The sequence below is a fragment of the Novipirellula methanifontis genome (assembly GCF_052161655.1).
In the GTDB taxonomy this organism is placed as follows: Bacteria; Planctomycetota; Planctomycetia; order Pirellulales; family Pirellulaceae; genus Novipirellula.
Genome location: NZ_CP197418.1, coordinates 7,105,533 through 7,128,046, shown reverse-complemented (window position 1 = coordinate 7,128,046; position 22,514 = coordinate 7,105,533). Strand labels below are relative to the sequence as shown.

Below are 22,514 nucleotides of genomic sequence, written 5' to 3'. Positions count from 1 at the left end.
TCAAGGGTGTCAGGGTCAGTGGACAAATGGTGATGAGCAAACCCTCCGCTTGGGGTTCGTCGCGAATGCGTTCCAAAGGGGTGCCCAGCATCGGGCTTATTCTAACGCATTGGGGGGATGCTAGGGACAGGCGGTGTTAGGTCCCGACAGCCGACCATGGGCATCGTCGTACCCCCTCTAATTCACCCCGATTTTGACTCGCCGCCATTTCGCTCGGCGACTTGCAATCCCAAAAGATTGATCGACCCTGAATGAAGCTGCAATCCAGCAATATGGGAAGATTATTGGCTTGGCAGTGGGGTACGACTTCGTAGCGTCGCCCGTGTGGATTTCCCTGCTTGCCCGTGTGCATTACGCTGATCGGGGAATGACACACTCGACGTGAGTTTGTCGCATGCGTGACCAAACATGGAAAAGGCTTAGTGGTTCAAGTGGTGGATTTGCAATTTCACGCTACGAACGCGGTGGTCACGGGGGCTTCGAGCGGTATCGGGAGAGCGATCGCGATCGACTTCGCTCGGCAAGGTGTCCAGCGTGTCGTGATTCACTATCGGACAAACGCTGACGGAGCGAAACAGACTGCCGACGAGTGTCGACGGCATGGGGCCGACCCAGTGCTGCTGGCGGCCGACCTTGGCGAATCGCGAGCGACGAATGCGTTTGCGAATCAGTGCTTCAGCGAGCTCGGTGTGATTCATACTTGGGTCAACAACGCGGGAGTGGATGTGTTGACGGGCGAATTTTCAGAGCTTGATTTTGATGCGAAGCTGCGGCAATTGATGCAGGTCGATGTGATGGGCACGATCCATCTGTCCCGCATGGTCGTTTCGCGAATGTCGAGCCAATCGCTGACATTGCCGCCCTCGATGGCTTTCATCGGCTGGGACCAATCGTCGGCAGGCATGGAGGGCGACGCCGGCCAAATGTTTGCCCCAGTCAAAGCCGCAATCACCGCGTTCGCCAAAAGTCTCGCTCAATCTGTAGCACCCCATGTGCGCGTGAACGTCGTCGCGCCGGGTTGGATTCAAACGTCTTGGGGACAGGCAGCAAGCGAGTACTGGGACGCTCGGGCCCGCGATCAATCTTTGATGAATCGCTGGGGGACGCCCGAGGATATTGCCCGCGTGATTGCTTTCGTCTCAGATCCCGAAAACTCGTTTTTCACCGGCCAAGTGGTGCAAGTTAACGGCGGCTGGAATCGAAACTACATTCAATAGTAGTGTAGTGGATCTTGTTAAAGATCCCGCAGCAGGTCCCTCACTCGCGCGTTTTGAAGTTGCGCTATTTGCTGTCGCGGAGCGACAAATTTCGATAGCCTCGGACTTTAGTCCGAGGGATTTTTTACGCGGTCACGTGGATAACGAGGTTTTCTAAGCCGGACGCACTCTTACTCGTTGCGGCTCACAAGTTCTTAGTTGGGGAAAAGCAGAGGCAGCCAAACGAAAAAAGGCTAGCTCGAGGTGAGCTAGCCTTTCGTCTTTGATTGCAGTGTTGGTTGCGGTAGGTCTTACAGGTTAGGCGTCGTATAAGGATCGACGTCGCCAACCATGTGGAAGTGGTTATGGTCAATGTAGACCACTTCGATCGCGTCCCGGTCATGCAAGGTGTGGGGAACGGGATACCCGACGATCGTTTTCTCGTCGAAGTAGATCGAGCACTTGTAGTGAGCGTGGTGCAGTTGTGCAGGACCGATCAGCGGATAGAAACGTGGTGGGTCAACGTAATCCGCGATCTTTTCTTTAATGATCCGCACGTTGTTGCGTTGCGTTTCCCAGATCAAAGGAATGCCGCCTTGGACCGGGCGAGCCGATTCGAGTGCGTGCATGACTTCGTCGTCACTCGGTGGGTCAAGGGCAACCGCGGTACCGCCCGAGGTAGTCGGGCCCAAGATTGGGACGCGGTCATATCGCTCCTTCTTCCAGAACTTCTCTTCTTGCTTGTGCTGGAAATAGGGGCTTACTGGAATCGGGTAGGTCAGGAAGCCCAGATTAATGTTGGAACCTCCAAGTCCGTAGCATCCGGTGGAGCCGATCGCGATCATTGCAATCATGCAAAATGCGATTTGCGAGGCGTACGATTTCTTGGCAACACGTGCCTCGCTGTTCCCATCGTCGTTGGTGGGCCGTACACATGTTGAATTAGGAGTCTTCATCCGAGCAACCTTCCGTGGTTTTCCTTACGATTGATCGCAACCAGCGATCTGCGTAATTCTAGTATCGTGTGAACTTGGGAGGATCTTGCGGGTAATTCCGAAAGTTCCGAAAAACCGTCTAAAAGAATCGTAGCGACTTCGCTTCATCATGTTCCCCCAGCTCGCCACAGTGACAATTCATTAACGCTCGCGTCGAGCATCGTCTGGTTGGATCGTCGCCCGAATTCCCAGGGTAAGTCGCGTGCCGAAATGGACCCGGAAAACGTGGTCCTGGACGTTCGCATAATCGCCCGCAGTTCGCCCAACGTGCCATTTATCCAATCGATAGCCACTCAGCCAATGAAAAAAGCTCGTGAACAGCGAACTGTATCACGAGCTTTCAAGTTTAAAGCGATTAGCTGACGGATCGTTGATCCGAATCAGCCCTAGCGGTCTGTGAAGTCCAGGAACCACCAACCGTCGTCCCATTCAAGGCTAACCTTACGCCATCCAAGTGGTACCTGCGGGTACGGATAGAATGGGCCAATGTAAGGAAATGCCGATGGGCTGTACTGCTGTGGATAGGTCAACGCAGCATAGTTAGGGTAAGATGCGTAGCCTGGCCAAGCATAGTTTGGCAAGTTTGGCGAATCGTAGCGAGGTGCTCCGCCGCCAGTGTAAGGAGCCATCGGCACAGGTTGCCCCATGGTCGGTGCACCTTGCATAGCACCGTAGCCAACCGGTGCCGCTTGAACAGGTTGTTGAGGGTGCATGCGATAAGGAGCTGCCATTGCTTGTGCAGGTCCTTGGTTGGCAACCATGCGAGCTTGCATCGGCTGCGCCGGTGCTGCTTGCAAGGTAGGTGGTTTAGGCAGACGAGGCAGTGCTGCTTCGGCGACCTGAATCGCGTCATGCACTCCCGCAACACCCGGAGTCGATTCGGCGATACGAACAATGGTATCACGTTGACTTGCCGAAGCGGCACGTCCCTGCAAGTGAACGACACCACCACGGCTTGTGACATCAACCCCAAAGCCACGCAGATGGCCCGATTTCTGAGCCTGTCCTAAAGCACCGACGACAGCCGAAACGACTTGTTCGTCTTCGTTTGGAATCGGCGAAGCGTTCAGCTCGACTGCGGCCGTTGGGCGAATTTCGCCCGGCATCACGGCAGGAGCCTCAAAGCGAGGCAAGTCTGCTTGAACGATGGTTGCTTCAGCCGGTGTGGCCGAAGTTTTTTCGTTCTTCTGAATCGAAGCGGCTTTCGCTGCCAAAGCTTGGCTGAACGAAAAATTCGATTTGCTGGGTTGGTTGCGATTTGACTTCGCTACTGCTTTTACAGTCGCAGCCGGTTTGGCTAGTTCGACTGTCTCTTTTGTCGCAGGTGCGGGCGTCACAATCGCAACGCTCTTGACTGGTTTGACGACCGTTGCGGTCGTCTGCTCTGCCTCAGGCGAGTGACCGTTAATGGTCACTTCGTCGACAATGTTGTTGATCCCTTCGATGCCTGAAGCTGTCTTCAGGACAAGATCTTTTTGAGTCGACTGGCTGACGTTGCCGCGAAACAGCACGACCCCGTTGTCGACTTTCATGTCGAGCGTGAAATCCTTCAACGCTCCTGAGTCGCGGTTGACTTTCAACCGTTGAATAATTTGCTGAGCGATTTCTCGATCGCCGCCAAAGACCTGCATAGGTCCTAAAGCAGCGATCGCGGCAATCGCCAATCCGAAATACGTCCGTCGCATGGAAATGCCTCCCTACAGTGCTAAATCGCTCCGATGCGAATAACCAGCCGGAGGCCCAGTCGCCCGGTGCGACAAGGATTAAGGATGTCACCGTCGCTGGTAACTGATCCTCCGACCGATCTGATCAGACCGGTGTTGTTGGTTCTTTCGGCCATTTGGAGGCCAGGTAGGTAGGTTTTTTCCAATTTTGGCGCCGATTACGGTTATTCCATGCTGATGACGCCGTGAAACTTGTCTTTCACGGAGTTTAACGGCGTGAAACAAGTGTTTCACCATTTTTTGCAATCGCAATTCGCGGCAGCTTGTCGGTCAGTGTGGATCTGGCAAGCCGCAGACGGGCGATGGGGGCGCCACTGACTCAGCCTGGGGGCTATCGCTTCGGGGGCCCACGAAATCCTCGCACCAGCATCGTGATCGAGATCAGGGTGGCTGCCGCAGGCACGACCGCGAAGATCAGCCGTGGTTGAGCCGCCAACACCATCAGCGAGATGACTCCGATCACGGCTACCGCAGGCGGGAACCAACTCGCGGGGCGACGAAGCGACGGCCACGCCAACCAAAGTGCAGCCAAAACGAGCCCGATCCGGCCCATTGCGGCTGCCGCAAACTTCGCGGAGCTTTCGCTGCCCAGCCACCATGCCACAGCACTGCCCACCATCAGCAGGATCGCAAGGATCAGCAATAGCGTGCGACGGAAATTTGGGGAAAGCGATTGCGGCATGCCAACTCAAAAATTAGAAAACAAGACAGTCTGCCGTCACTTTAGTTGCTGTGGTCGTTGGCGGTAACCTTGATTGTTCAGCTGATTGAGAGCGGTGTGGCAAAGTCGTTAGAATATCGCCAACCGCCTGTAGCAATACTTGCCGAGAAGACTTGATATCCATCGAGAGAATCCAATGAAATACCTTTGCTTTAGCGATCTGCACTGTGATAAATCGGCTGCAGAAAAGCTTGTGACGATGTCCGAAAACGTGGATGTTGTGATCGGTGCGGGTGACTTTGCTAACCAGCATCGAGGAATCTCTGACACATTGAACATTTTGTCGGCAATCCGCAAACCGTCGGTGCTCGTGCCGGGAAACGGCGAAACGTTCGAAGAATTAAAGGAAGCTGCTAAGGCATGGGAAGCCGCAACCGTCTTGCACGGCAATGGATGCGAGCTTGCGGGAGTTCACTTTTGGGGCGTGGGAGGCGGAATCCCAGTGACGCCGTTTGGTGAATGGAGCTACGACTTTGACGAGGATCAAGCCGCCGACATGTTAGCGGGTTGCCCTCAAGAGGGGATTTTGGTGGTTCACTCGCCACCGATCGATAGCGTTGACCATGACACCGGCGGACGCGTCCGCGGCAGTAAAGCGATCCGTGGCGTTGTCGAAGCTCGGGAACCCAAATTGGTCGTTTGTGGCCACATTCACAGCGATTGGGGAAAGCAGGTGCAGATCGGACCCTCATTAGTGCTCAACGCGGGTCCCTCTGGCGTGGTGGTCGATATTCCCTGATTCATTGGCATGGCTCATTGCTTAGCCTTAGTCGATTTCGTCGTAAACAATCTGATTGTCGAACCAAAGGCGAAAACGTCGAATTTGCAAGCCTCGTGTGAATTGAATTTCAATCCGTCCTAGTATCGGTTGGCTCGGCACAGAATCATGGAGTTGCGATACGCCTTCGTTGACATGTTTGTAAGCCAAAGCCTCGACGGGAATCGTAAACGAGACGTTGGGGCTGATGTTTAGCCAGCTCACTTTCCACCAAACCACGGTGCCATTGATTTCGATTTTCTGTCGAAACCACCAACCGCTATACACAAGTGTCCCGGTGAAGGGCCGTCGATATTGGATCACGCGATAGAGAAATCGACGTGTAATCAAGGTGGCGTTGTCTCCGAAGACGCCCTTTTCGGATGGCAGTTCGATCGGAGGCTCGAAGGGGTTGGGCACGAAATGACTCGGTCGCTAGATAGATGGATTGCGGGAAATTAAGGGCATCGCGTTATCTGTAAGTGTCGCCCCCATTGGGTGGTGTTCACGCGTGCCGGTGGGTGTTTTTTTGTGCAGGTGCGTCAAGAAATGGCGTTTTGCGGGATCGGAAGCCCGGAATTTCGATGAGAGTGATAGCAAAGATGACGATTATAGGCTTGTTTAGCGTAGGGGTATGACTTACTATTGCAGCTGCATAAGTTGCCCAAGCTTCCTCGATTGAAGCACTTCACTCGAGTCGGCTGCGTCTCAACCACAATAAAAATACACATCAAGGCTAAATAGATGAGACTTTTCGTAACGGCACTGGCTCTTCTACTCGGATCGGTCTTTGCCGCGCCTCGCGTGCATGCCGAAAACGAGGTCAACCATTTAACAATCAGCCAATGGGTGAGCCTCGCGTCGTCCGAGTCGTTGACAGGGCGTGTCGTTGTGCCGTCGGTCAACGGAGAAGCAAAGGCCATCGCGAATGCTAAAGTCACCCTGCTCTCGAGTGATGGAAAAGTGTGGCGGGCGACATCGGATGAAGCTGGTAAGTTCTCGGTCTCTAACATCGAGCCAGGTGTTTACTCGGTGACCGCCAAAGCCAAAGACGTGTTCGCATGTTGTGCGATGCATGTCTTGGATGCTCAGGCAGCAACGGGAGCTAATTTCCCAAGCGAAGTGGAAATTGCGGCTGCTAACATCGATTACACCTTGGTCAAAAGTGCGGTCTTACGTTACCTGCCAGCCAAGACAGTGGATTCCGCGGTTGAGTTGCCTTCGGATAAGCTAAGTGAAGTTTCGGAGCGAGTTTGCAATGATCAGTATCTCCGTGTTTCGCAAACTGACGGTGGGTTGAAAGGCGTGCTTCGTCTTGCTGGTGCTCGCGGCTCCGATTTGCAGGCCGCGAACCTTACGAATGTATTCGTTGTGAAAAATGGCGAAACCGTTGCTCGGGCTGTTACGGACAGCGAAGGAGCTTTTCAAATCGCTGAGCTTCCCGCTGGCGAGTATTCGCTGCTTGCGGTTGGTTCGGCAGGTGTAGGTTTGGCTGGCTTCGAATTGGTTGGCGAAGAGTCGCAGAAAGAAGCAGCAGCGGACGACAAAGAGAAACTGATCAAAATCTTTGGTCATCACCATTCATGCTGCTCGTCATTCGAGATGCAAGTCGCTCCGATGCCTCAAATCATTCATTGCTGTGATGAAGTGATCGTTGATGGTGGACCGATTGTTGACGGTTGCGGTTGTGGCGGCCCCGGTGAAATCATTGGTGATGGCGGAATTGCTGTCGATGGCTTCGGTACACCACTTGATGGCGGTTATGCCCCTGGCGGCGGCTACGGTGGTGGTGGTTATGGTGGCGGCTACGGTGGTGGCGGCAGTGGTGGCGGAGGAGGAGGTCTTGGCGGCGGCGGACTCGGTGGCATCGTGGGTCTCGCAGCTATCGGTGGATTGGTTGCTGTCGCGATTGATGACAATAACAACGACAACCCTGTAATCACGCCTCCAGAGCCTCTTACCCCAATTAAATAACGTTTCACTGATCTTGTTCCGCAGGCAACAGGTTGCTGGACACGATGACTAACTCAGAACCACGGTTTCGGCCGTGGTTTTTTTATTGCCATCTCGGTGATAGTGGGCTGGCGACAATCTCCCCTCGCCCATGCTGCTTTGCACTGAACACCGGATTACGGGATCGTCGATAGTTGATATGATGTGAATCCCCACCATCATGTTGCCCTTCGCAATCCGTGACGGTTTTGATCCTACCTCAATCTTCTTGACTTCTTTAGCGAGATTTTTCATGTCTGCTGTGGATAAACCAATCAGCGAGCAAGTTGCGAAACAAGCAGCAGAGGCTCGTGACCAGCTGAACGAGCACACGCTGAAAACCGTTCACTGGCACTTTAGCGACGAGACCGGCAGCCCCTTCTGGCTCGAGAAGAAACGTGAGTTGAATTTTGATCCGCTGAAGGATGTGAAGTCGTTTGATGATTTGAAAAAGTTTCCGCTCTTCGAAGACGAGTGGCTTCGCGGCGGCCCGATCCGTCGCTGGGTTCCCAAAGGTCATGCGGGAAAACCCGTCTACGTTTTTGAAACTGGGGGGACCACTGGGGTTCCTAAGAGCCGAATGGTGATTGAGGATCACTGGAAAGATTACGAGTTGTTCAGCAATACGCTGCCCGAAAAATACTTCCCCAAGGGAGCCAACTGGTTGATGTTGGGGCCTAGCGGGCCTCGTCGATTGCGTTTGGCGGTCGAGCATCTAGCGCAGCACCGCGATGGTATTTGCTTCTGTATTGACTTGGATCCACGCTGGGTCGTCAAGCTGATCAAGAAGGGGTGGATGGAGCACCTCGAAGAATACAAGAAGCACTGCATGGATCAAGCGATCACGATTTTGACCGCAGGTCATGACGTGAAGTGCATGTTTGGAACGCCTAAACTGATCGAGTCGCTTGGCGAAGCACTTGAAGCACGAGGCACAAGTTTCCAAGAAATCGGTATCTCCGGCATCTTTTCGGGAGGCACCGAATTCACGCCACAGTGGACTCGTTTCTGTGTTGAAGAGTTGCTTGGCGGTCCTCCAGAGGAAAGCGGCGTCTACATGACACCCACCTATGGCAATACCTTGATGGGATTGGCATGCAGTAAACCGATCACCGCCGCCGATGGATACAAAATCTCGTATTACGCCCCCCAGCCTCGCGCTGCCACCGAAGTCGTTAGTTTTGATGACTACAACCAAGTGGTTGGCATGGGCGAAACCGGTCGCGTCAAACTTTATACGTTGACCGATGAGTTCTTTGTGCCTGGGTTCATGGAACGTGACGAAGGAGAGCGCGAAGCTCCATTCGACTTGTACCCTTGGGACGGAGTCAGCGGCGTTCGTCCATTCCACGAACTAGCTGGCGCCACAACGGTAGGCGTTTACTAAACCGCAATCGGCGGATTGCGCTACTGGAGTGGTATTTCCCCAAGGTCTGCGAACCTTGGAGGATGATTCGTTTAATCACAACGACCCGAGAACCATCGAAATATAAAGAAGCTCAAGTTCATGATCACGCTTAGTCCACTGCGTTGGGGGAAACCCTACGAGTCACTCGATTTTAAAGACGTTGTCCACTTCGATACCGGGGCGCCGATCGCTCGCGTAGGCACGGTCGGGGGTGGGATCGTTGGTCGCGATATGCGAAAGGCTTATTTGGCTCGCGAAGCCCTGCTGCAATTCTCGACTGACGATTTGATCGAGCGTTGCAAAAAGGCTGCGGAGTTGTTTGAGAAGAGTGACTTGACTGTCGGCGACTCAACTCAAAGTGTCGATGATTTTGTGCATCAGCAATCGGCAAGCACGGGATTGCCCGAGCACATGTGCCGATCAAACATGTCCAAGAACAGCTTCGTGCTCGCCCATATGGGTGAGATTCTCGATTGTTTGACTCGTGGACTTGATCTTTCCATTCTCTCTCGCGGCTACGGCGAAGAGGGACGGGGAGTGATTGTCAGCTATCAGGTGCAAACTCCTGTCCTTGGCGCCGTGTTGCCAAACAATTCGCCTGGCGTTCACACTTTGTGGCTGCCTGCAGTGCCGCTGCAAATTGGTTTGGCACTCAAACCAGGGTCGCAAGAACCATGGACGCCTTATCGTATGGTATCGGCATTTATCGCAGCCGGAATTCCGGCCGAAGCCTTTTCGCTGTACCCCGGCGATCACGATGTCGGTGGCGCAATCATGACAAAGACGTCACGAAGCATGATTTTTGGGAGCGCACAAACGCTCGCTCAACATGCTGGCAACCCTCGAGTGCAAGCACATGGCCCTGGCTTCTCGAAGATCCTGCTTGGCGACGATGTCGTCGACAACTGGGAAGACTATTTGGATTTGATGGTCGAGAGTGTGCTAATCAATTCGGGGCGTAGCTGTATCAATTGCTCGGGTATTTGGGCGAGCCGTCACACACGCGAGATTGGCGAAGCGATTGCCAAGCGAATCGGCCCCGTCGATGTGCTGCCACCGGCTGACGACAAGGCACAGTTGGCGGCGTTCACCGTGCCGGCGATGGCGACCGGCACCTACGCAATGGTCCAGCAAGACCTCGCAGAATCAGGCGTGACCGACTTGACCGCCGAATATGGTGAGAAACTGATCGAACGAGATCATTGTGCTTACCTTCGTCCGATGGTCATTCTTGCCGATTCTCCGGACCGCCAAGTCGCAGCCAAAGAGTACATGTTCCCCTTCGTTTCGGTGGTCCAGTGCCCGCAAGCAGAGATGCTCAATCGCATCGGCCCCACCTTGATCGGCACGGTCATCACGCGTGATGGCAACTTGATCAAAGCCGCCGGTAATAGCACCGATATCGATCGTTTGAACATTGGGCCAATCCCTACGAATCGCTTGAATTGGTTGCAGCCGCACGAAGGGAATCTCATCGACTTTCTCTTCCGGTCGCGGGCATACCAAGTCGCCGAGTAGTTCAAGGCGTGTTTTCCGCCAAAGGGAATTACTACGATTTTGTGTCAGGCTGAGCTATAGTCGAGAGATAAGGATCTCTCATTTTGGCAAGCGAAACTGACACAACCGGCACAGCCCATTCAATCGCGAGTGCACCTCCCGTGCACTCGACGATGGCGGCTTTCTGCGCGCCGCCACCGATCGAAACCGATCCACCAGTTCAGGGGGATGATTCGTTACAACCCGTAACGTCCGCCCCCGAATCGAAAAAACGTTTTGCTCATGATCCCCGTGTAATCCCAGGGTTGATCAGCACCATCTTGCATACGCTGCTGTTGATCATCTTCGCTCTGCTGACGCTGCCGGTGGCTGTTCGAGAAACGTTCTCGATTCGTGCTCGGCGTGGCGACGCGGCACCGGTGGTACGGCTTGAAGCGTTGCCGAAGCAAGACGACAGCAAAACGACCGAAGCGTCGCTAGCCGATCGTCCTACCTCGGTCGCGATCGCGTTTGCGGAACCGAGTCAAATCGCATCGCCTCTGAGCCGTATGACGAGCTCAACTCCGCTGCCTCAGGAAACCGTGACGCAGTTGAGTGTCCCCCATGCTCGTGACGCCAGTGCTTGGTTGAGCCGAGTACCCAGCGGTGGCGGTTTGTCTGGACGGACCCCCGAAGGCCGCAAACAATTAGGCGAACGTTTTGGGGCGACCGCCGACAGTGAACAAGCCGTTGAAAATGCACTTCAGTGGCTCGCCAATCATCAGCGTTCCAATGGTTCTTGGTCATTCAATCTCGAACTTGATCCCTGCAACGGACGATGCAGCCATAGCAAAGATTCTCCGGACACCGCGACGCCTTCGACCGGCGCGACCGGGTTAGCATTACTTGCGTTTCTCGGTGCTGGGTACACTCACCAGTCTGGGAAATACGAGAAAGTGGTTCGCGATGGACTGTACTATTTGCGTTCTGCTGCTGCCGAAGCCGAAGCAGGAGTGGATTGGCAACAAGGCAGCATGTACGGGCACGGAATCGCATTAATGGCGGTCGCCGAGGCGCTTTACATGTCACGAAATCCTTCCAATGAGCAGGGGGATGCGGATTTGCGGGAACTGGTTTCTCTCGCAATGACCTTTACGACCTATGCTCAGCATCGGGATGGTTCATGGGGCTACCTCCCCGGATCCCCGGGAGACACAACGCAAACGGGGTGGCAAGTCTTGTCGCTCGTGGCGACGCGGCGTAACAAAATTCCGCTGCATTATCATACGCTTCCCAAGGCTCGTGATTTTGTCTTGTCGACGTCACCGGATGCTCACTACGCCTTTGCGTATAAAGCGGGCGACAAACCTGATGCAACCAACACTGCGATTGGTTTGACATTGCTGATGTACTTAGGAAAAACGCCGTATGAAGTGCCGATGGACAAGGCACTTTCCGCGATGGCAAAACGAGGCCCACGTTTGACCAATGTCTACCACGATTATTATGGAACATTGGCGCTGCATCATTCACGCCATTCTGGCTGGGATCGCTGGAACACGCGTGTTCGAGATCACTTGGTCCGCACTCAAGCAACCAGTGGACATGAAGCGGGGAGTTGGCATTTTTCCGACGAATTCGGTGATACCGGCGGCCGATTGTACACCACGGCGATGGCGGCAATGATTTTAGAAGTTTACTATCGCTATCTGCCACTGTATGACGAGATCGAAGCATTTCCGCTTTAACGGTGACGGGTTGGTTCACTATGGAAATGCGAGCTGCCAACGACAGGTCCGCTGACAGAAAGTTCGCCCACAAACGGTTTCGCCGGACACTTGTCGATCAAACGGCCATCCTCGTTCCACGTTTCGGGAACGGAGTAAACGACTTTTTCCCTGCTTGCTCGACTTTTGACACTGTTTTTTTCGGTGAGGGTGTGCTTCGATTCCCCTTGCTCACCAGCCATCGCTTATACTCGTTAAGAGGAGTTTGGCTGATGACTTAGCACCAGCCCTCATACTCCCATCTCAACTCATTTGGATTGGGACGAACTAAGTAATGGCGATTTTCAAAAACATTCGTGCAAGTGCCTCCGAAGGAGTCCCTGTCGTTTTTCTAACGTCAACGAAATACATTGATCGCGAATTGATTCAACAGACTCAGCAAGAGTTAATTACCTTCATTCAATCCAGCAAACCGACTCGTTTGGTGATCAACTTTAAAGACGTTGAAGCAATCTCATCCGAGTTTATCACCACCATGCTGCGGTGCAGCGATTATGTGCAAAGCGAAAACGGCGAGTTGCGGCTTTGCAACATGAGCCCGATGGTGCGAATGGCTTTTCAAGTTACTAATCTGGACGGAACCCTGCTGCATATCATGGACTCGACGCCCAAAGCAATCTTGTCGTTTAAGAATAAAAAGTAATCACGTTTGCAGTGCAGCGGGGACTCCGCTCTACCACCAAATTGATGTTCACCCTTCCCCGAAGGACCGCTCATGGCTGACCAGCAACGTATCCTTGTCGTCGACGATAGCGCGACTCAGCTTATTCAGATTCGTATGCTTTTAGAGACTTCTGGCTATGAGGTCAGTGTCGCGACGGACGGAGTGCAAGCGTTAGCCAAGGTCAAAGAACGCTTGCCCGACCTAGTCGTCACCGACTTGCAGATGCCCAACATGGATGGCTTGGAACTCGTCCGTGAAATCACGTTGCAGCAATTGCCGGTTCCAGTGATCCTGACCACGGCTGCGGGCAGCGAGCTAATTGCGGCACAGGCACTCCATGCGGGGGCCGCCAGCTACGTTCCCAAAAGCGCGCTTGCGACCATCCTTTTGCCCACCGTGCGGCGTACGCTGGAATTGCAAAAGGCGGCTCAAACCAACCAACTTCTTGCCAGTTGTCTGGATCGGACCGAGATGGTTTGGACGCTCGTCAATGACCAATCGCTTGTACCCGATTTGATCGGCCGTGTGGAGTCGATTCTAAATGAACTCGCCGATTATGATCCTGGCCAGCACATGCAAATTGCGATGGCGATGGATGAAGCGATTGTGAACGCGATGATTCACGGCAATCTCGAAATCGATTCGGAACTTAGGCGAATGGAGGACGGCCAGCCTTATCTCGACAAAATTAGCGAGCGAATGAACGAATCGCCTTATGGGGATCGCCGCGTCTATTTTAGTTTGGTGGCCGATCGCAAAGGAGCGGTGTTTACGATTCGCGATGAAGGCCCTGGATTTTGCTTGGATGACGTTCCCGATCCGACCGATCCGAGTAATCTCGACAAAGAAGGGGGACGTGGCTTGTTGTTGATCAACACCTTTATGGATGAGGTCAAACACAACGAAAAAGGAAATGAGATTACGATGATAAAACGCTGCGTCTGCGATCATGAAGAATCGCCCGTCGCCGAGGAGTCATCGGTGTGAAAGATACCCCATCGCGATTTATCTTGATGGTGGAAGACAGTCTCGACGACATCGAAGCGGTCCGTCGCTGGTTAGCAAAAAGTGAATCGACCTACGAATTGCGAGTGGAGGAGACACTCGGGGCTGCCGTCGACGCCGTCGGTGAGCGTATCCCTGATCTGATCTTGCTAGATTTGAATTTGCCCGATTCACATGGGCTTGAAAGTTTGGATCGGATACGCGCGGTGGCCAATGATGTCCCCATCGTCGTGTTCAGCGGGCATGCCGATCGCTCGATGGCAATTCTCGCCGTTCGTAGTGGCGCCGAAGACTATGTGCTGAAGGACGAGGTCGCGAGTCCCGAACATCTCACACGGCCGATGGATTTGGCGATCGAACGATCCCGTCGACGCCTGGCCGAAAAGTCGTTGCTCGGTTTTCAAAATCAACTCGCACTCGCGCACCGAATTCAGCAGATGTTGCTGCCCGATCCCACTGATCGTTTTGAAGGGGTGCAGTGGTGCGGTCGCTGCGAGCCAGCCGAGCAAGCCGGAGGTGATTTCTATGACATTATGGATTTGCCTGATGGACGCCTTGCCTTTGTGATCGCAGACGTCAGCGGACATGGATTGGTCCCTGCGATGGTGATGATGGAAACGCGTGCGATCCTACGCGCGATGGCGATGATGTGCGACGATCCTGGAACGATCCTGACTCATGCCAACAAGATCCTCTGTCGCGACGTCCAGCTGCGTTATTTCGTGACGATGTTTCTCGGTTTCCTTTGTCCCGAACGAAAAATCATTCGTTATGCGAGTGCAGGACATCCCGCCTATCGGATCAGCCCCGTCGAGCCCGCTTGTGTCCTTTCGTCAAAGGAGCCGCCGCTAGGGATCGTTGACACCATGACCTATGTCACCCATCAAGTACCCAGCCATTTTCCCGTGTCTACATTGCTGATGTTTACCGACGGGATTTTAGATTCTGTCTCGCCGGATGCTGAGTATCAATCGTTCGACCATGTCGTCGAGAAAGCGGTTCGTGTTAATCATGGTTCGTTGCGAGACGTGATCGACTCGCTGTTTGAAAACATGCATTCGATCGGAGCCGAGCGGGATGATTGCACCGCGTTGCTGCTGCGGGCAAGCACGAGCGAAAGTGACGCTGCGGAGTGATCAGCTCGATCGACCGCAATATCCGCAAAATCGTTGCAACCACCAAGTCGTGTCATCCCTGAATGATCATTTGGTGCTCTGTGATTCCGCAAGTCGACCTGATTCGCGATCGCAACCAAGGCTTGAAGCGACTGGACCTTTGTCTTGATGTCCAGTTATTCATCCCATTGCTTGCTGTGCACGAATGACCGAGTCTTCCAAAACCATTCTAAAGCCCCACCAACGTATTGTTGAACTCGATGCGCTTCGTGCATTGGCGGCCATCAATTTGTTGTTGTTTCATCTTTCGTATGTTTATGCGGTCAAGTATGGCTTTGTCTCGCCCTTGGGATGGGAGTGGCCATTTGGGAAATATGGCGTCGAGATGTTCTTTATCCTCAGCGGATTTGTGAACAGCATGTCGCTGATGCGGCGTGGCAAGCCGGTCGATTTTGTCGCGGCACGAATGATACGAATCGTGCCGGTGTTTTTAATGGTGATCGTCGCGAACCTTTGGATCACAAGGCAGATGCCTTTGTCGCACGAACCGCTTGGTGCAGAGCAATTCCTTGCCAACTTGACGTTGCTGCCACGCGTGCTCGGCTACGAATGTGTCGACCCCGTGATGTGGACGCTACAGGTCGAGATGATGTTCTACATAACGTTGGTGGCGCTGTTTAAGATCGGCGCGTTGCGGCGTTATTTCATCGGGTGGGGAACCTTGTGCGCCTTGTCGCTCGTTGCTTGTCCGCTACTGGACGCGTACGCTTCGGAGTATGGAAGTGCTCGCTGGTTCTCGGTGTTGTCGAGCTTGCGTCTGTTAATGTTGCTCGATTTTGTGCCGCTGTTTGCGATCGGTTTCTTGCTCTATATGATCAAGACCGGAACGGGCAAGAAATGGCAGAACATGCTGGGAATCCTGATCGCTTGTGGTGTTTTCCACAGCATTGATCACGGCAAGCATAACCCGGTTGCCACGGTACTGATTGTCACGTTGGTGACACTGTGTGCCTACGGCAAGATGCCGCTGCTGCGAATTCGGCCGTTGATCTACATCAGCACAATTTCGTACGCGTTATACCTCTGCCACAACAACCTTGGGTGCATTCTGATGTATCGACTGAATCATTCAGGAATCCCGTCCAATATCAGTTTCTTGATGGCGGTTGCCTTTTCCTTTTCGCTTGCGATCATTGTCACCAATCGAATCGAACAACCGATTACCAATGGCCTTCGCAAACTTTGGACGCGATACCGCACCAAGAGTGATTCGGACACGGTTCCCGCAACCGCCGGCTGAGCCGAGGCGAAAGGTGGCGTTGAGAAGGATGCCTAATCGAACTGTGTGAATCGCAAATCGCGATCGGTCCAGCCATATTCGCCGAGCACGCTTTGCCCAGGAATTTCCCAAACCATTTCGTTGGAAGTGGTCAATTGATCATCCACCCATGGCAACGCTTGTTGCACTGTTTGGTGAGGCATTTCTACAAACGCAATTTGGCCATGGGGACGACGCGTTAGAATTCCCAAGCCTTGTTTGCCCGCAGTGGATCCGTACGAATTGATCGTCGAACCTGAGAGATCGTAGCGCCAAATCGGAACGCCACGGTAGATGCTCAGCAGTACTCCGGTGGGCGACAGCACCAAGTCGGAATCGATCCAAATCGGTTTCCCCTTTCCCAGACTTCGCCGAGATATTGCTTCGCCTCGTAGTGATGCCGACGACAATTCCCAGATGCGAAGTCGCGAAGTCGTGGCGATCGCTAAGGAGTCACCTCGTGGTGAAAAGCTGACGAAAGCTCGCTTGCCAGGCTCGACCGGGATGGTTCCCAAAGCCGTGCCGTCTTGGGTTTCGTAAAGCTCCACCGATCCTGGACGTGGCACTGCGATATAACGTCGACCGGCGGAGATAGCGGGCTCGCAAGGCGACTGAAAGGGACAGATGCGATGAACGCATTCACCAGAGAACAGGTTCCAGACGGCGATTTCCGTATCAATCGCTGCGACGATATGCTCGTCATCGACCCATCTCGCCCAATGCACTTGCTTGGCTTTCGTCATGGCGTTTGCTTGGGCGGATGGAATCGTCGGCAGAGCTCGAAAATATTTGAGCGTCAACGTCTCGTCTTCCCAGCCCTTGGCAATTGCCAACTGACCTCCCTGCCCCATCACACGGTGTCCGTGCAGCACCAAAGTGCGACCGCTCGGTTGGTGATGGTCGAGAATCGTAACCGGCTCACTCGATTGAAACACAGTGGACGCTTTGCCGGTGGACGGCTCAAAGCAAACGATGCGGTTTGAGGTGGCTGATTGCGTCGAGTTCAAACCTGATGTGATCGATACCGCCAGAAACGTGTGCTCTGGGGTGGCGATAAGCAACGGAGGCGAGCAGGAATCGTAAGCGTGGATCTGGCCAATCACCTGTTTGGCGAATGGCAAATTGTGAGAATAGGGCTGCGGATCGGGGGAACAGACCGGCGGCAGTGACGTCTTCGCAACCGGAGTTCTCCCACCCACGGAATCGAGAGGGGCTCCCTCGTCCAGCAGACTTGTCGCAGCCGGCAAGTCCAACAGCGGTTGCGGAGGAAGTTGCGGCAGGACCGGCGGTGTCCATCGCAATTGGTTTTCAGCAAAGCTGGATCGGTTGTTCCAACCGTCAACGTATTCCTGGTCAGTCTGGCTTAACTGTGAAACCGGAATTTTTGCCTTTGAACCATCGGGCCGCTTCAGTAACGCAACCTCGTCGGTGATGTTGACTAGGCGTGCTTCGATCGAATGGAGTCCCGATTGATCGACCCAGATACGGACCGGTTCTCTCGCCTCGCAGGGCGAGTTCGTCGCCATGATGGCTGTCGAAAATACAATGCAAACCCAAACGAAACATCGCAGCTTGTTCACACGCGAAGATGCTTTAGCGGAGTAGACTTCCGGAGTTGTTTGGCTCATTGAGATCGTTCTTCTCGAGTTCGGCGATCCAGACATCGGGATCGTTTCCAAGATTTTTGCCGGTGGCTCCGCGCAGCGATTGGATCGTTAGGTCCCTGGTCGCAGGATTGCGATCGGACAAGGCAAGTCGCAATGAATTCACCGAGATCGGATTTTTGTGTTTCGCAAGCGATTCAATCGCGGCGTTGCGAACGTCCTGGTTGGATTCTTTGCCAACCATCGACGCCAACATTCGCGACGATTGTTCGTTGTCGACTCGGCTCAGTGCCCGACATGCTTCCATCCGCACTTTAACGCTATCGTCGTCCAAGCCTTTCTCGATCAAAGCCAAGTTGCTTCCCGATTTGATTTTGCCGCTTGCTAGTACGGCTAGACGGCGCATTTCGGCGCTATCGTCATTTTCGAGAATTTGTTGAAGGTGGCTGGCCCAGTACTCTTGGCGGTCGTTCGGGTAAAACTCAATCGAATCGGCAAGTTTGGCAAGTTGTTGGCGTCGCTCGTGGTCGGTAACACCGTAAGCCTCGTCTTCACGCCATTCTTTCATGACGAAATAGGGATTGACCGCTTTGAGCGCGTACAGAGGCCCGTCTTGGCAACCGCCCAGGCAGCAAAGCATCGACGCTATCAAAAACGATATGCCACTGGAAAACGTGATGCGTTTTCTGCAGATCGTCATGCAAATTCTCGAAGAGTGAAAGGCGAACGGATTCCGGATCCGATGGGATTAAAGCTGCATCTTGACCGTTTAACACAGCAACCCGGTCTAGACCAACCCCAGTTCTTTCATGTTAAGGTAGAGCAGTGGCGGTGAATCCGGCAGAAAAACGCTGTGAAAACGCGGAGACGGAAAGGTCTCGGCCCAATCCGGCTGCGAATCCACGACGAGCAGCCATCTCAGCCCAATTTGTTAGCCTCATTCGGACGTTCTGATCCTTACGACCCAACGCGAATAAGACTCCTTATCTATGCTCGACTGCTCAACCCTCAAAGTTAACCTCAAACGGATTAAATCGGATATTTTGACATTGGCCGAAATTGGCCAAAACCACGAAGACCGCGGGATTTACCGGATGGCCTTTACCGATGCCGATATGGAAGGTAAGCGGTGGTTGTCCGATCGAATCGAAGACGCGGGGCTCGCCCTCAGCACCGATGGCGCCGTTAATATCTCGGGCACTCTCAATGGATCGACCGACCAACCCCGTGTTTTGGTGGGGTCGCATATCGATACCGTCCCCTGTGCCGGTGCACTCGATGGCACCCTCGGCGTCGTCGTCGGATTGGAATGCTTGCGTCGCATGCAGGAAGAGAAGGTGGTGCCCCAGCGAACTCTTGAATTGATTGCATTTAGCGACGAAGAGGGGCGATTTGGCGGCATGTTCGGTTCGCAATCGGTGGCGGGCAAGATTAATCCCGAACAATTGGCGACCATGAGTGACCTCGATGGCGTGCTGTTGGGCGACGAAATGCGACGCCATGGCTACGATCCGCTGGCTGCGCTGGACGCGGCACGCGATCCCGAAACGATCTCCAACTATTTAGAACTGCATATCGAACAGGGGCCCGTTCTGGATCGTTCGCACAAACCGATTGGTATTGTCGACGAGATCACAGGATTGTTCACCTGGTCAGTGCGGCTGCGTGGGGAAGCGAATCATGCGGGAACCACGCCGATGGACATGCGAAACGATGCCTTCATGGGGCTTGCCGATTTTGCTCACGAAATTCCTCGTATCTTGGAAGAAAACGGCAGCGACCGCAGCCGTGCCACGATCGGCAAGGCCCAAATCTTGCCCGGTGTCACCAACACCGTTCCGGGGCTTGTCGAGTTTTCTCTTGATGTGCGAGACACCTCCGAAGTGGTTTTAGATGAGCTTTCCAGTGCGTTTCGCAAAGCGCTCTCGGCGATTGCCCGTCGCCGAAATCTGATGTTCGAATTTGAACAAAAAAGTTACCTGGCGCCCGTCGCCTGCAGCGCCGAAGTGGTCCAGCAATTGCAAAAACAGGCCGAGCAGCTTGGGCTCGATTATCACACCATGCCCAGCGGGGCGGCTCACGACGCCCAAATCATGGGCAGCATCGTGCCCATCGGAATGGTCTTTGTCCCCAGCAAAAATGGACAAAGCCATTCGCCCGCGGAATGGACCGCATGGTCCGACATCGAAGCTGGTGCCAACGTGATGCTGCAAACGCTTGCGAATTTATCGCAGCGTTGATTCTTTACGCAAAAACCTACCGAATTCCTCTACTTGCAATCATTCATGAACGACTTCAATCCCACCGCATCCGACACTCCCGAACACATCGATCCTCTCAAAGAGGTTTACCACGAGTCGTTTATCGACAATCCGGCTCATCGCGATTTTCTAATCGATCACAACACGGCGCTACTGTGCATCGATCTTCAATATCTCGATGCCGCACCAGGTCACGGGGTTTTTCGCGATGCTGCCAACAGTGGAGTTTCCCCCGAAGGCCAAGAGTACTATTTCAACCGACTCGAATCGATGGTGTTGCCGAATGTACGCCGGTTGCAAGATTCATTTCGCAGTCACGACCTCGAGGTCATTCACACGCGAATTCAATCGTTGACGCAAGACGGACGTGACCGCGGCAAAGGCCACAAGCGACTCAATTTGTTGGCGGCACCGGGATCGCGAGACGCTGATTTTCTCGAAGTCGTCGCGCCGCTCCCCGAGCGAGATGAGATCGTGATCAACAAAACCGCCAGCGGTGTTTTCTCGTCGACGAACGTGCATTACGTATTGAAAAATCTTGGCATCGAGTCGTTGTTTATTGTCGGGGTTTATACGAACGAGTGTGTCGAAACGACCATTCGTGATGCCTGTGATTTAGGTTATCTCGTCACCGTGATCGAGGATTGTTGCGCGACGGTGACTCCCGAGTTGCACGAAGCATCGTTGGCAACCCTTCGCGATCGTTATGCACGCGTGATGACCCTAGCCGAAGCGACGTCGACCATCCGCCGCTTGATTCCGTCGTAAGCAGCTCGCGTCTTGCTTGTCCTCGCTCCTCGAGCCTGCATGAAAACGTGATCGAGACAATGCTCGTCGAATCGAGTATCTTGTGGCTCTGGCTGTCGACCTGTTTGTTTTCCGAGAAGAATCACCCATGGCTTATCCACGAATCGCAAGTTTAAAAACGTACGATCAATTCATTTCCCGGCTTGCGGAACTGGGGCTTGAGTTGCCGAGTGATGAAGCCGTTCAGCAAGGGGATGATTCAACGCTCGCACAACCGATTCGCCTCAAACACGATGTGATCGGAAATCGATTTTGTATCCTGCCGATGGAAGGTTGGGACGGCACGACCGATGGCAAACCGAGTGAGCTGACACGTCGCCGCTGGAAAAACTTTGGCATCAGCGGTGCCAAATTGATCTGGGGTGGCGAGGCGGTCGCGGTGCGTCACGACGGGCGGGCGAACCCGAACCAGTTGATTATGACCGAGTCCAATTTGGCGTCGATCGAGTCACTGCGTCAAGATTTGGTTGCCGCTCATGAAGAGCGTTTCGGTAATAGCGACGATTTGCTTGTTGGTCTGCAGTTGACTCATTCAGGACGTTTCGCCCGTCCCAATGAAAAAGCTCGCGCCGAACCGTTGATCGCTCAACGCAATCCTGGGCTCGATCCGCGATTCGGTATCACCGACGATTCAAAACTGCTTAGCGATGATGATCTCAAAAAGCTGATCGAAGATTTTATCGCGGCTGCTGTCAGAGCCCAACGTGCCGGGTATCGCTTTGTCGATGTAAAACATTGTCATGGCTACCTCGGGCACGAATTGTTGGGTGGACACGATCGAGCGGGCGAATTTGGAGGCTCGTTTGAAAATCGCACGCGGTTCTTGCGAGACATCGTCGCCGGAATTCGCTCGGAAGCTCCGCAGTTAGAAATCGGCGTTCGCGTCAGTATTTTTGACTTCGTTCCTTACAAAGCCGGCGATGACCGCGTTGGAGTTCCTGAGCCCCATGCCGATCCCAAATTGGTGTTCGGAGGCGATGGCTCCGGTGCTGAAATGGATTTGAGCGACCCGTCGCGACTGATGTCGCTGTTTGAGTCGCTGGGAATAGAATTGGTTTGTTCGACAGCCGGAAGCCCGTACTACAATCCGCACATCCAACGGCCTGCGTATTTCCCGCCGAGTGACGGTTATCAACCGCCCGAAGATCCCTTGGTGGGTGTCGTTCGCCAGATTCAAGCGACGGCGAAGATCAAACAGATGCATCCCAATTTGACGATCGTGGGATCTGGCTACACCTATTTGCAAGACTGGCTGCCAAATGTGGCGCAAGCCGTGGTGCGAACCGGGATGGCCGATTCGATCGGCCTGGGGCGAATGGTGTTGTCGTATCCCGATTTGCCCGCCGATGTGATCGATGGCAACGTGATGACGCGAAAAAAGGTGTGCCGTACATTCAGCGATTGTACGACCGCACCTCGCAATGGCATCGTCAGCGGATGTTATCCGCTGGATCCTTTTTACAAAGCGATGCCCGAACGCAAGCAATTAGCGGCTCTGAAAAGCAACGTCAAATAGTCGGCATGCTTCACCTCCCCGAAACTTGTTTTGGGGAGGTCAGAACGAGCGAAGTAAGTTTACCGGTGGGGCCTCGCAGTCTTAGAGATCGACCGTGCAAGCTCATCGCAACCAGCCCTCCCCGGCCGCTATCGCGTCCGACCCTCCCGCACACGGGAGGGTAAATCT

The 22,514-nt window shown here is 53.8% G+C and carries 19 protein-coding genes; 13 read left to right on the top strand and 6 right to left on the bottom strand.

The genetic code is table 11. The annotated features are described in order from the left end of the window. Nucleotides 1–398: 398 nt before the first annotated feature. Complete coding sequence (locus tag SH528x_RS25840; RefSeq protein WP_442506329.1) at nt 399–1,217, top strand: SDR family NAD(P)-dependent oxidoreductase; 819 nt, start codon at nt 399–401, stop codon at nt 1,215–1,217. A 290-nt stretch (nt 1,218–1,507) separates the two neighbouring features. Here SH528x_RS25840 and SH528x_RS25835 read toward each other — a convergent pair whose 3' ends face one another. From SH528x_RS25835 to SH528x_RS25825, 3 genes are all read right to left on the bottom strand, one after another. Further along, nucleotides 1,508–2,050 carry a hypothetical protein gene (locus SH528x_RS25835; protein ID WP_442512177.1) on the bottom strand — a complete coding sequence of 181 codons (543 nt, stop codon included), beginning with the start codon at nt 2,048–2,050 and terminating at the stop codon, nt 1,508–1,510. A 527-nt stretch (nt 2,051–2,577) separates the two neighbouring features. Continuing rightward, nucleotides 2,578–3,876 (bottom strand): BON domain-containing protein, encoded by a 1,299-nt coding sequence (locus tag SH528x_RS25830; RefSeq protein ID WP_442506328.1) that lies wholly within the window; start codon nt 3,874–3,876, stop codon nt 2,578–2,580. Nucleotides 3,877–4,246: 370 nt separating this feature from the next. Next, nucleotides 4,247–4,597, bottom strand: a complete 351-nt coding sequence (locus tag SH528x_RS25825) for a hypothetical protein (protein ID WP_442506327.1) — start codon at nt 4,595–4,597, stop codon at nt 4,247–4,249. 175 nt (nt 4,598–4,772) lie between these two features. On the opposite strand from SH528x_RS25825, the gene SH528x_RS25820 reads away from it, so the two are divergent. Further along, a complete protein-coding gene (locus tag SH528x_RS25820) occupies nt 4,773–5,375 on the top strand; it encodes a metallophosphoesterase family protein (protein WP_442506326.1) in 603 nt (200 codons plus the stop codon). 27 nt (nt 5,376–5,402) lie between these two features. On the opposite strand, the gene SH528x_RS25815 is transcribed toward SH528x_RS25820, so the two are convergent. After that, nucleotides 5,403–5,813, bottom strand: a complete 411-nt coding sequence (locus tag SH528x_RS25815) for a hypothetical protein (protein ID WP_442506325.1) — start codon at nt 5,811–5,813, stop codon at nt 5,403–5,405. A gap of 324 nt (nt 5,814–6,137) precedes the next feature. Between SH528x_RS25815 and SH528x_RS25810 the strand changes: the two genes are divergently transcribed. The 8 genes from SH528x_RS25810 to SH528x_RS25775 all read left to right on the top strand — a co-directional run bounded on the left by SH528x_RS25810 (nt 6,138) and on the right by SH528x_RS25775 (nt 16,140). Further along, the gene (locus SH528x_RS25810; RefSeq protein WP_442506324.1) at nt 6,138–7,367 is read left to right on the top strand and encodes a carboxypeptidase regulatory-like domain-containing protein; all 1,230 of its coding nucleotides are present in this window, start codon (nt 6,138–6,140) and stop codon (nt 7,365–7,367) included. A gap of 271 nt (nt 7,368–7,638) precedes the next feature. Continuing rightward, nucleotides 7,639–8,772: a hypothetical protein gene (locus tag SH528x_RS25805; protein ID WP_442506323.1), complete on the top strand. Its 1,134-nt coding sequence runs from the start codon at nt 7,639–7,641 to the stop codon at nt 8,770–8,772. A gap of 120 nt (nt 8,773–8,892) precedes the next feature. Continuing rightward, nucleotides 8,893–10,311, top strand: coding sequence for an aldehyde dehydrogenase family protein (locus SH528x_RS25800; RefSeq protein ID WP_442506322.1), 1,419 nt, complete (start codon nt 8,893–8,895; stop codon nt 10,309–10,311). 152 nt (nt 10,312–10,463) lie between these two features. Then, nucleotides 10,464–12,017 carry a prenyltransferase/squalene oxidase repeat-containing protein gene (locus SH528x_RS25795; protein WP_442506321.1) on the top strand — a complete coding sequence of 518 codons (1,554 nt, stop codon included), beginning with the start codon at nt 10,464–10,466 and terminating at the stop codon, nt 12,015–12,017. 313 nt (nt 12,018–12,330) lie between these two features. Next, complete coding sequence (locus tag SH528x_RS25790) at nt 12,331–12,699, top strand: STAS domain-containing protein (protein ID WP_442506320.1); 369 nt, start codon at nt 12,331–12,333, stop codon at nt 12,697–12,699. A gap of 72 nt (nt 12,700–12,771) precedes the next feature. Then, nucleotides 12,772–13,707 carry a response regulator gene (locus SH528x_RS25785; protein WP_442506319.1) on the top strand — a complete coding sequence of 312 codons (936 nt, stop codon included), beginning with the start codon at nt 12,772–12,774 and terminating at the stop codon, nt 13,705–13,707. Next, the gene (locus tag SH528x_RS25780; protein ID WP_442506318.1) at nt 13,704–14,861 is read left to right on the top strand and encodes a PP2C family protein-serine/threonine phosphatase; all 1,158 of its coding nucleotides are present in this window, start codon (nt 13,704–13,706) and stop codon (nt 14,859–14,861) included. The genes SH528x_RS25785 and SH528x_RS25780 overlap by 4 nt, the downstream gene beginning before the upstream one ends. Before the next feature lie 184 nt (nt 14,862–15,045). Continuing rightward, nucleotides 15,046–16,140 (top strand): acyltransferase family protein, encoded by a 1,095-nt coding sequence (locus SH528x_RS25775; RefSeq protein ID WP_442506317.1) that lies wholly within the window; start codon nt 15,046–15,048, stop codon nt 16,138–16,140. A 32-nt stretch (nt 16,141–16,172) separates the two neighbouring features. Here the strand turns inward: SH528x_RS25775 and SH528x_RS25770 are convergent, their stop codons facing one another. Both SH528x_RS25770 and SH528x_RS25765 read right to left on the bottom strand, forming a co-directional pair. Continuing rightward, nucleotides 16,173–17,786 (bottom strand): SHD1 domain-containing protein, encoded by a 1,614-nt coding sequence (locus SH528x_RS25770; RefSeq protein ID WP_442506316.1) that lies wholly within the window; start codon nt 17,784–17,786, stop codon nt 16,173–16,175. Then, nucleotides 17,752–18,462 carry a HEAT repeat domain-containing protein gene (locus SH528x_RS25765; RefSeq protein ID WP_442506315.1) on the bottom strand — a complete coding sequence of 237 codons (711 nt, stop codon included), beginning with the start codon at nt 18,460–18,462 and terminating at the stop codon, nt 17,752–17,754. Before SH528x_RS25765 ends, SH528x_RS25770 begins: the two co-directional genes overlap by 35 nt. A gap of 289 nt (nt 18,463–18,751) precedes the next feature. Between SH528x_RS25765 and SH528x_RS25760 the strand changes: the two genes are divergently transcribed. The 3 genes from SH528x_RS25760 (at nt 18,752) to SH528x_RS25750 (ending at nt 22,346) form a co-directional block, all read left to right on the top strand. Next, entirely contained in the window at nt 18,752–20,002 is a 1,251-nt protein-coding gene (locus tag SH528x_RS25760) for a Zn-dependent hydrolase (RefSeq protein WP_442506314.1), read from the top strand. Nucleotides 20,003–20,047: 45 nt separating this feature from the next. Then, nucleotides 20,048–20,791 (top strand): cysteine hydrolase family protein, encoded by a 744-nt coding sequence (locus SH528x_RS25755; protein WP_442506313.1) that lies wholly within the window; start codon nt 20,048–20,050, stop codon nt 20,789–20,791. Between the two features lie 127 nt (nt 20,792–20,918). Continuing rightward, nucleotides 20,919–22,346, top strand: coding sequence for an oxidoreductase (locus tag SH528x_RS25750; RefSeq protein ID WP_442506312.1), 1,428 nt, complete (start codon nt 20,919–20,921; stop codon nt 22,344–22,346). The last annotated feature ends 168 nt before the right edge of the window (nt 22,347–22,514 follow it).

Excerpts from the sequence above, each read along its gene's own strand:
- SH528x_RS25785 (WP_442506319.1), top strand. The coding sequence starts at position 12,772 with ATGGCTGACCAGCAACGTATCCTTGTCGTCGACGATAGCGCGACTCAG.
- SH528x_RS25765 (WP_442506315.1), bottom strand. The coding sequence starts at position 18,462 with ATGACGATCTGCAGAAAACGCATCACGTTTTCCAGTGGCATATCGTTT.
- SH528x_RS25805 (WP_442506323.1), top strand. The coding sequence starts at position 7,639 with ATGTCTGCTGTGGATAAACCAATCAGCGAGCAAGTTGCGAAACAAGCA.
- SH528x_RS25830 (WP_442506328.1), bottom strand. The coding sequence starts at position 3,876 with ATGCGACGGACGTATTTCGGATTGGCGATTGCCGCGATCGCTGCTTTA.
- SH528x_RS25790 (WP_442506320.1), top strand. The coding sequence starts at position 12,331 with ATGGCGATTTTCAAAAACATTCGTGCAAGTGCCTCCGAAGGAGTCCCT.
- SH528x_RS25825 (WP_442506327.1), bottom strand. The coding sequence starts at position 4,597 with ATGCCGCAATCGCTTTCCCCAAATTTCCGTCGCACGCTATTGCTGATC.
- SH528x_RS25770 (WP_442506316.1), bottom strand. The coding sequence starts at position 17,786 with ATGAGCCAAACAACTCCGGAAGTCTACTCCGCTAAAGCATCTTCGCGT.
- SH528x_RS25800 (WP_442506322.1), top strand. The coding sequence starts at position 8,893 with ATGATCACGCTTAGTCCACTGCGTTGGGGGAAACCCTACGAGTCACTC.
- SH528x_RS25820 (WP_442506326.1), top strand. The coding sequence starts at position 4,773 with ATGAAATACCTTTGCTTTAGCGATCTGCACTGTGATAAATCGGCTGCA.
- SH528x_RS25835 (WP_442512177.1), bottom strand. The coding sequence starts at position 2,050 with ATGATTGCAATGATCGCGATCGGCTCCACCGGATGCTACGGACTTGGA.
- SH528x_RS25795 (WP_442506321.1), top strand. The coding sequence starts at position 10,464 with ATGGCGGCTTTCTGCGCGCCGCCACCGATCGAAACCGATCCACCAGTT.
- SH528x_RS25760 (WP_442506314.1), top strand. The coding sequence starts at position 18,752 with ATGCTCGACTGCTCAACCCTCAAAGTTAACCTCAAACGGATTAAATCG.
- SH528x_RS25755 (WP_442506313.1), top strand. The coding sequence starts at position 20,048 with ATGAACGACTTCAATCCCACCGCATCCGACACTCCCGAACACATCGAT.
- SH528x_RS25810 (WP_442506324.1), top strand. The coding sequence starts at position 6,138 with ATGAGACTTTTCGTAACGGCACTGGCTCTTCTACTCGGATCGGTCTTT.
- SH528x_RS25750 (WP_442506312.1), top strand. The coding sequence starts at position 20,919 with ATGGCTTATCCACGAATCGCAAGTTTAAAAACGTACGATCAATTCATT.
- SH528x_RS25775 (WP_442506317.1), top strand. The coding sequence starts at position 15,046 with ATGACCGAGTCTTCCAAAACCATTCTAAAGCCCCACCAACGTATTGTT.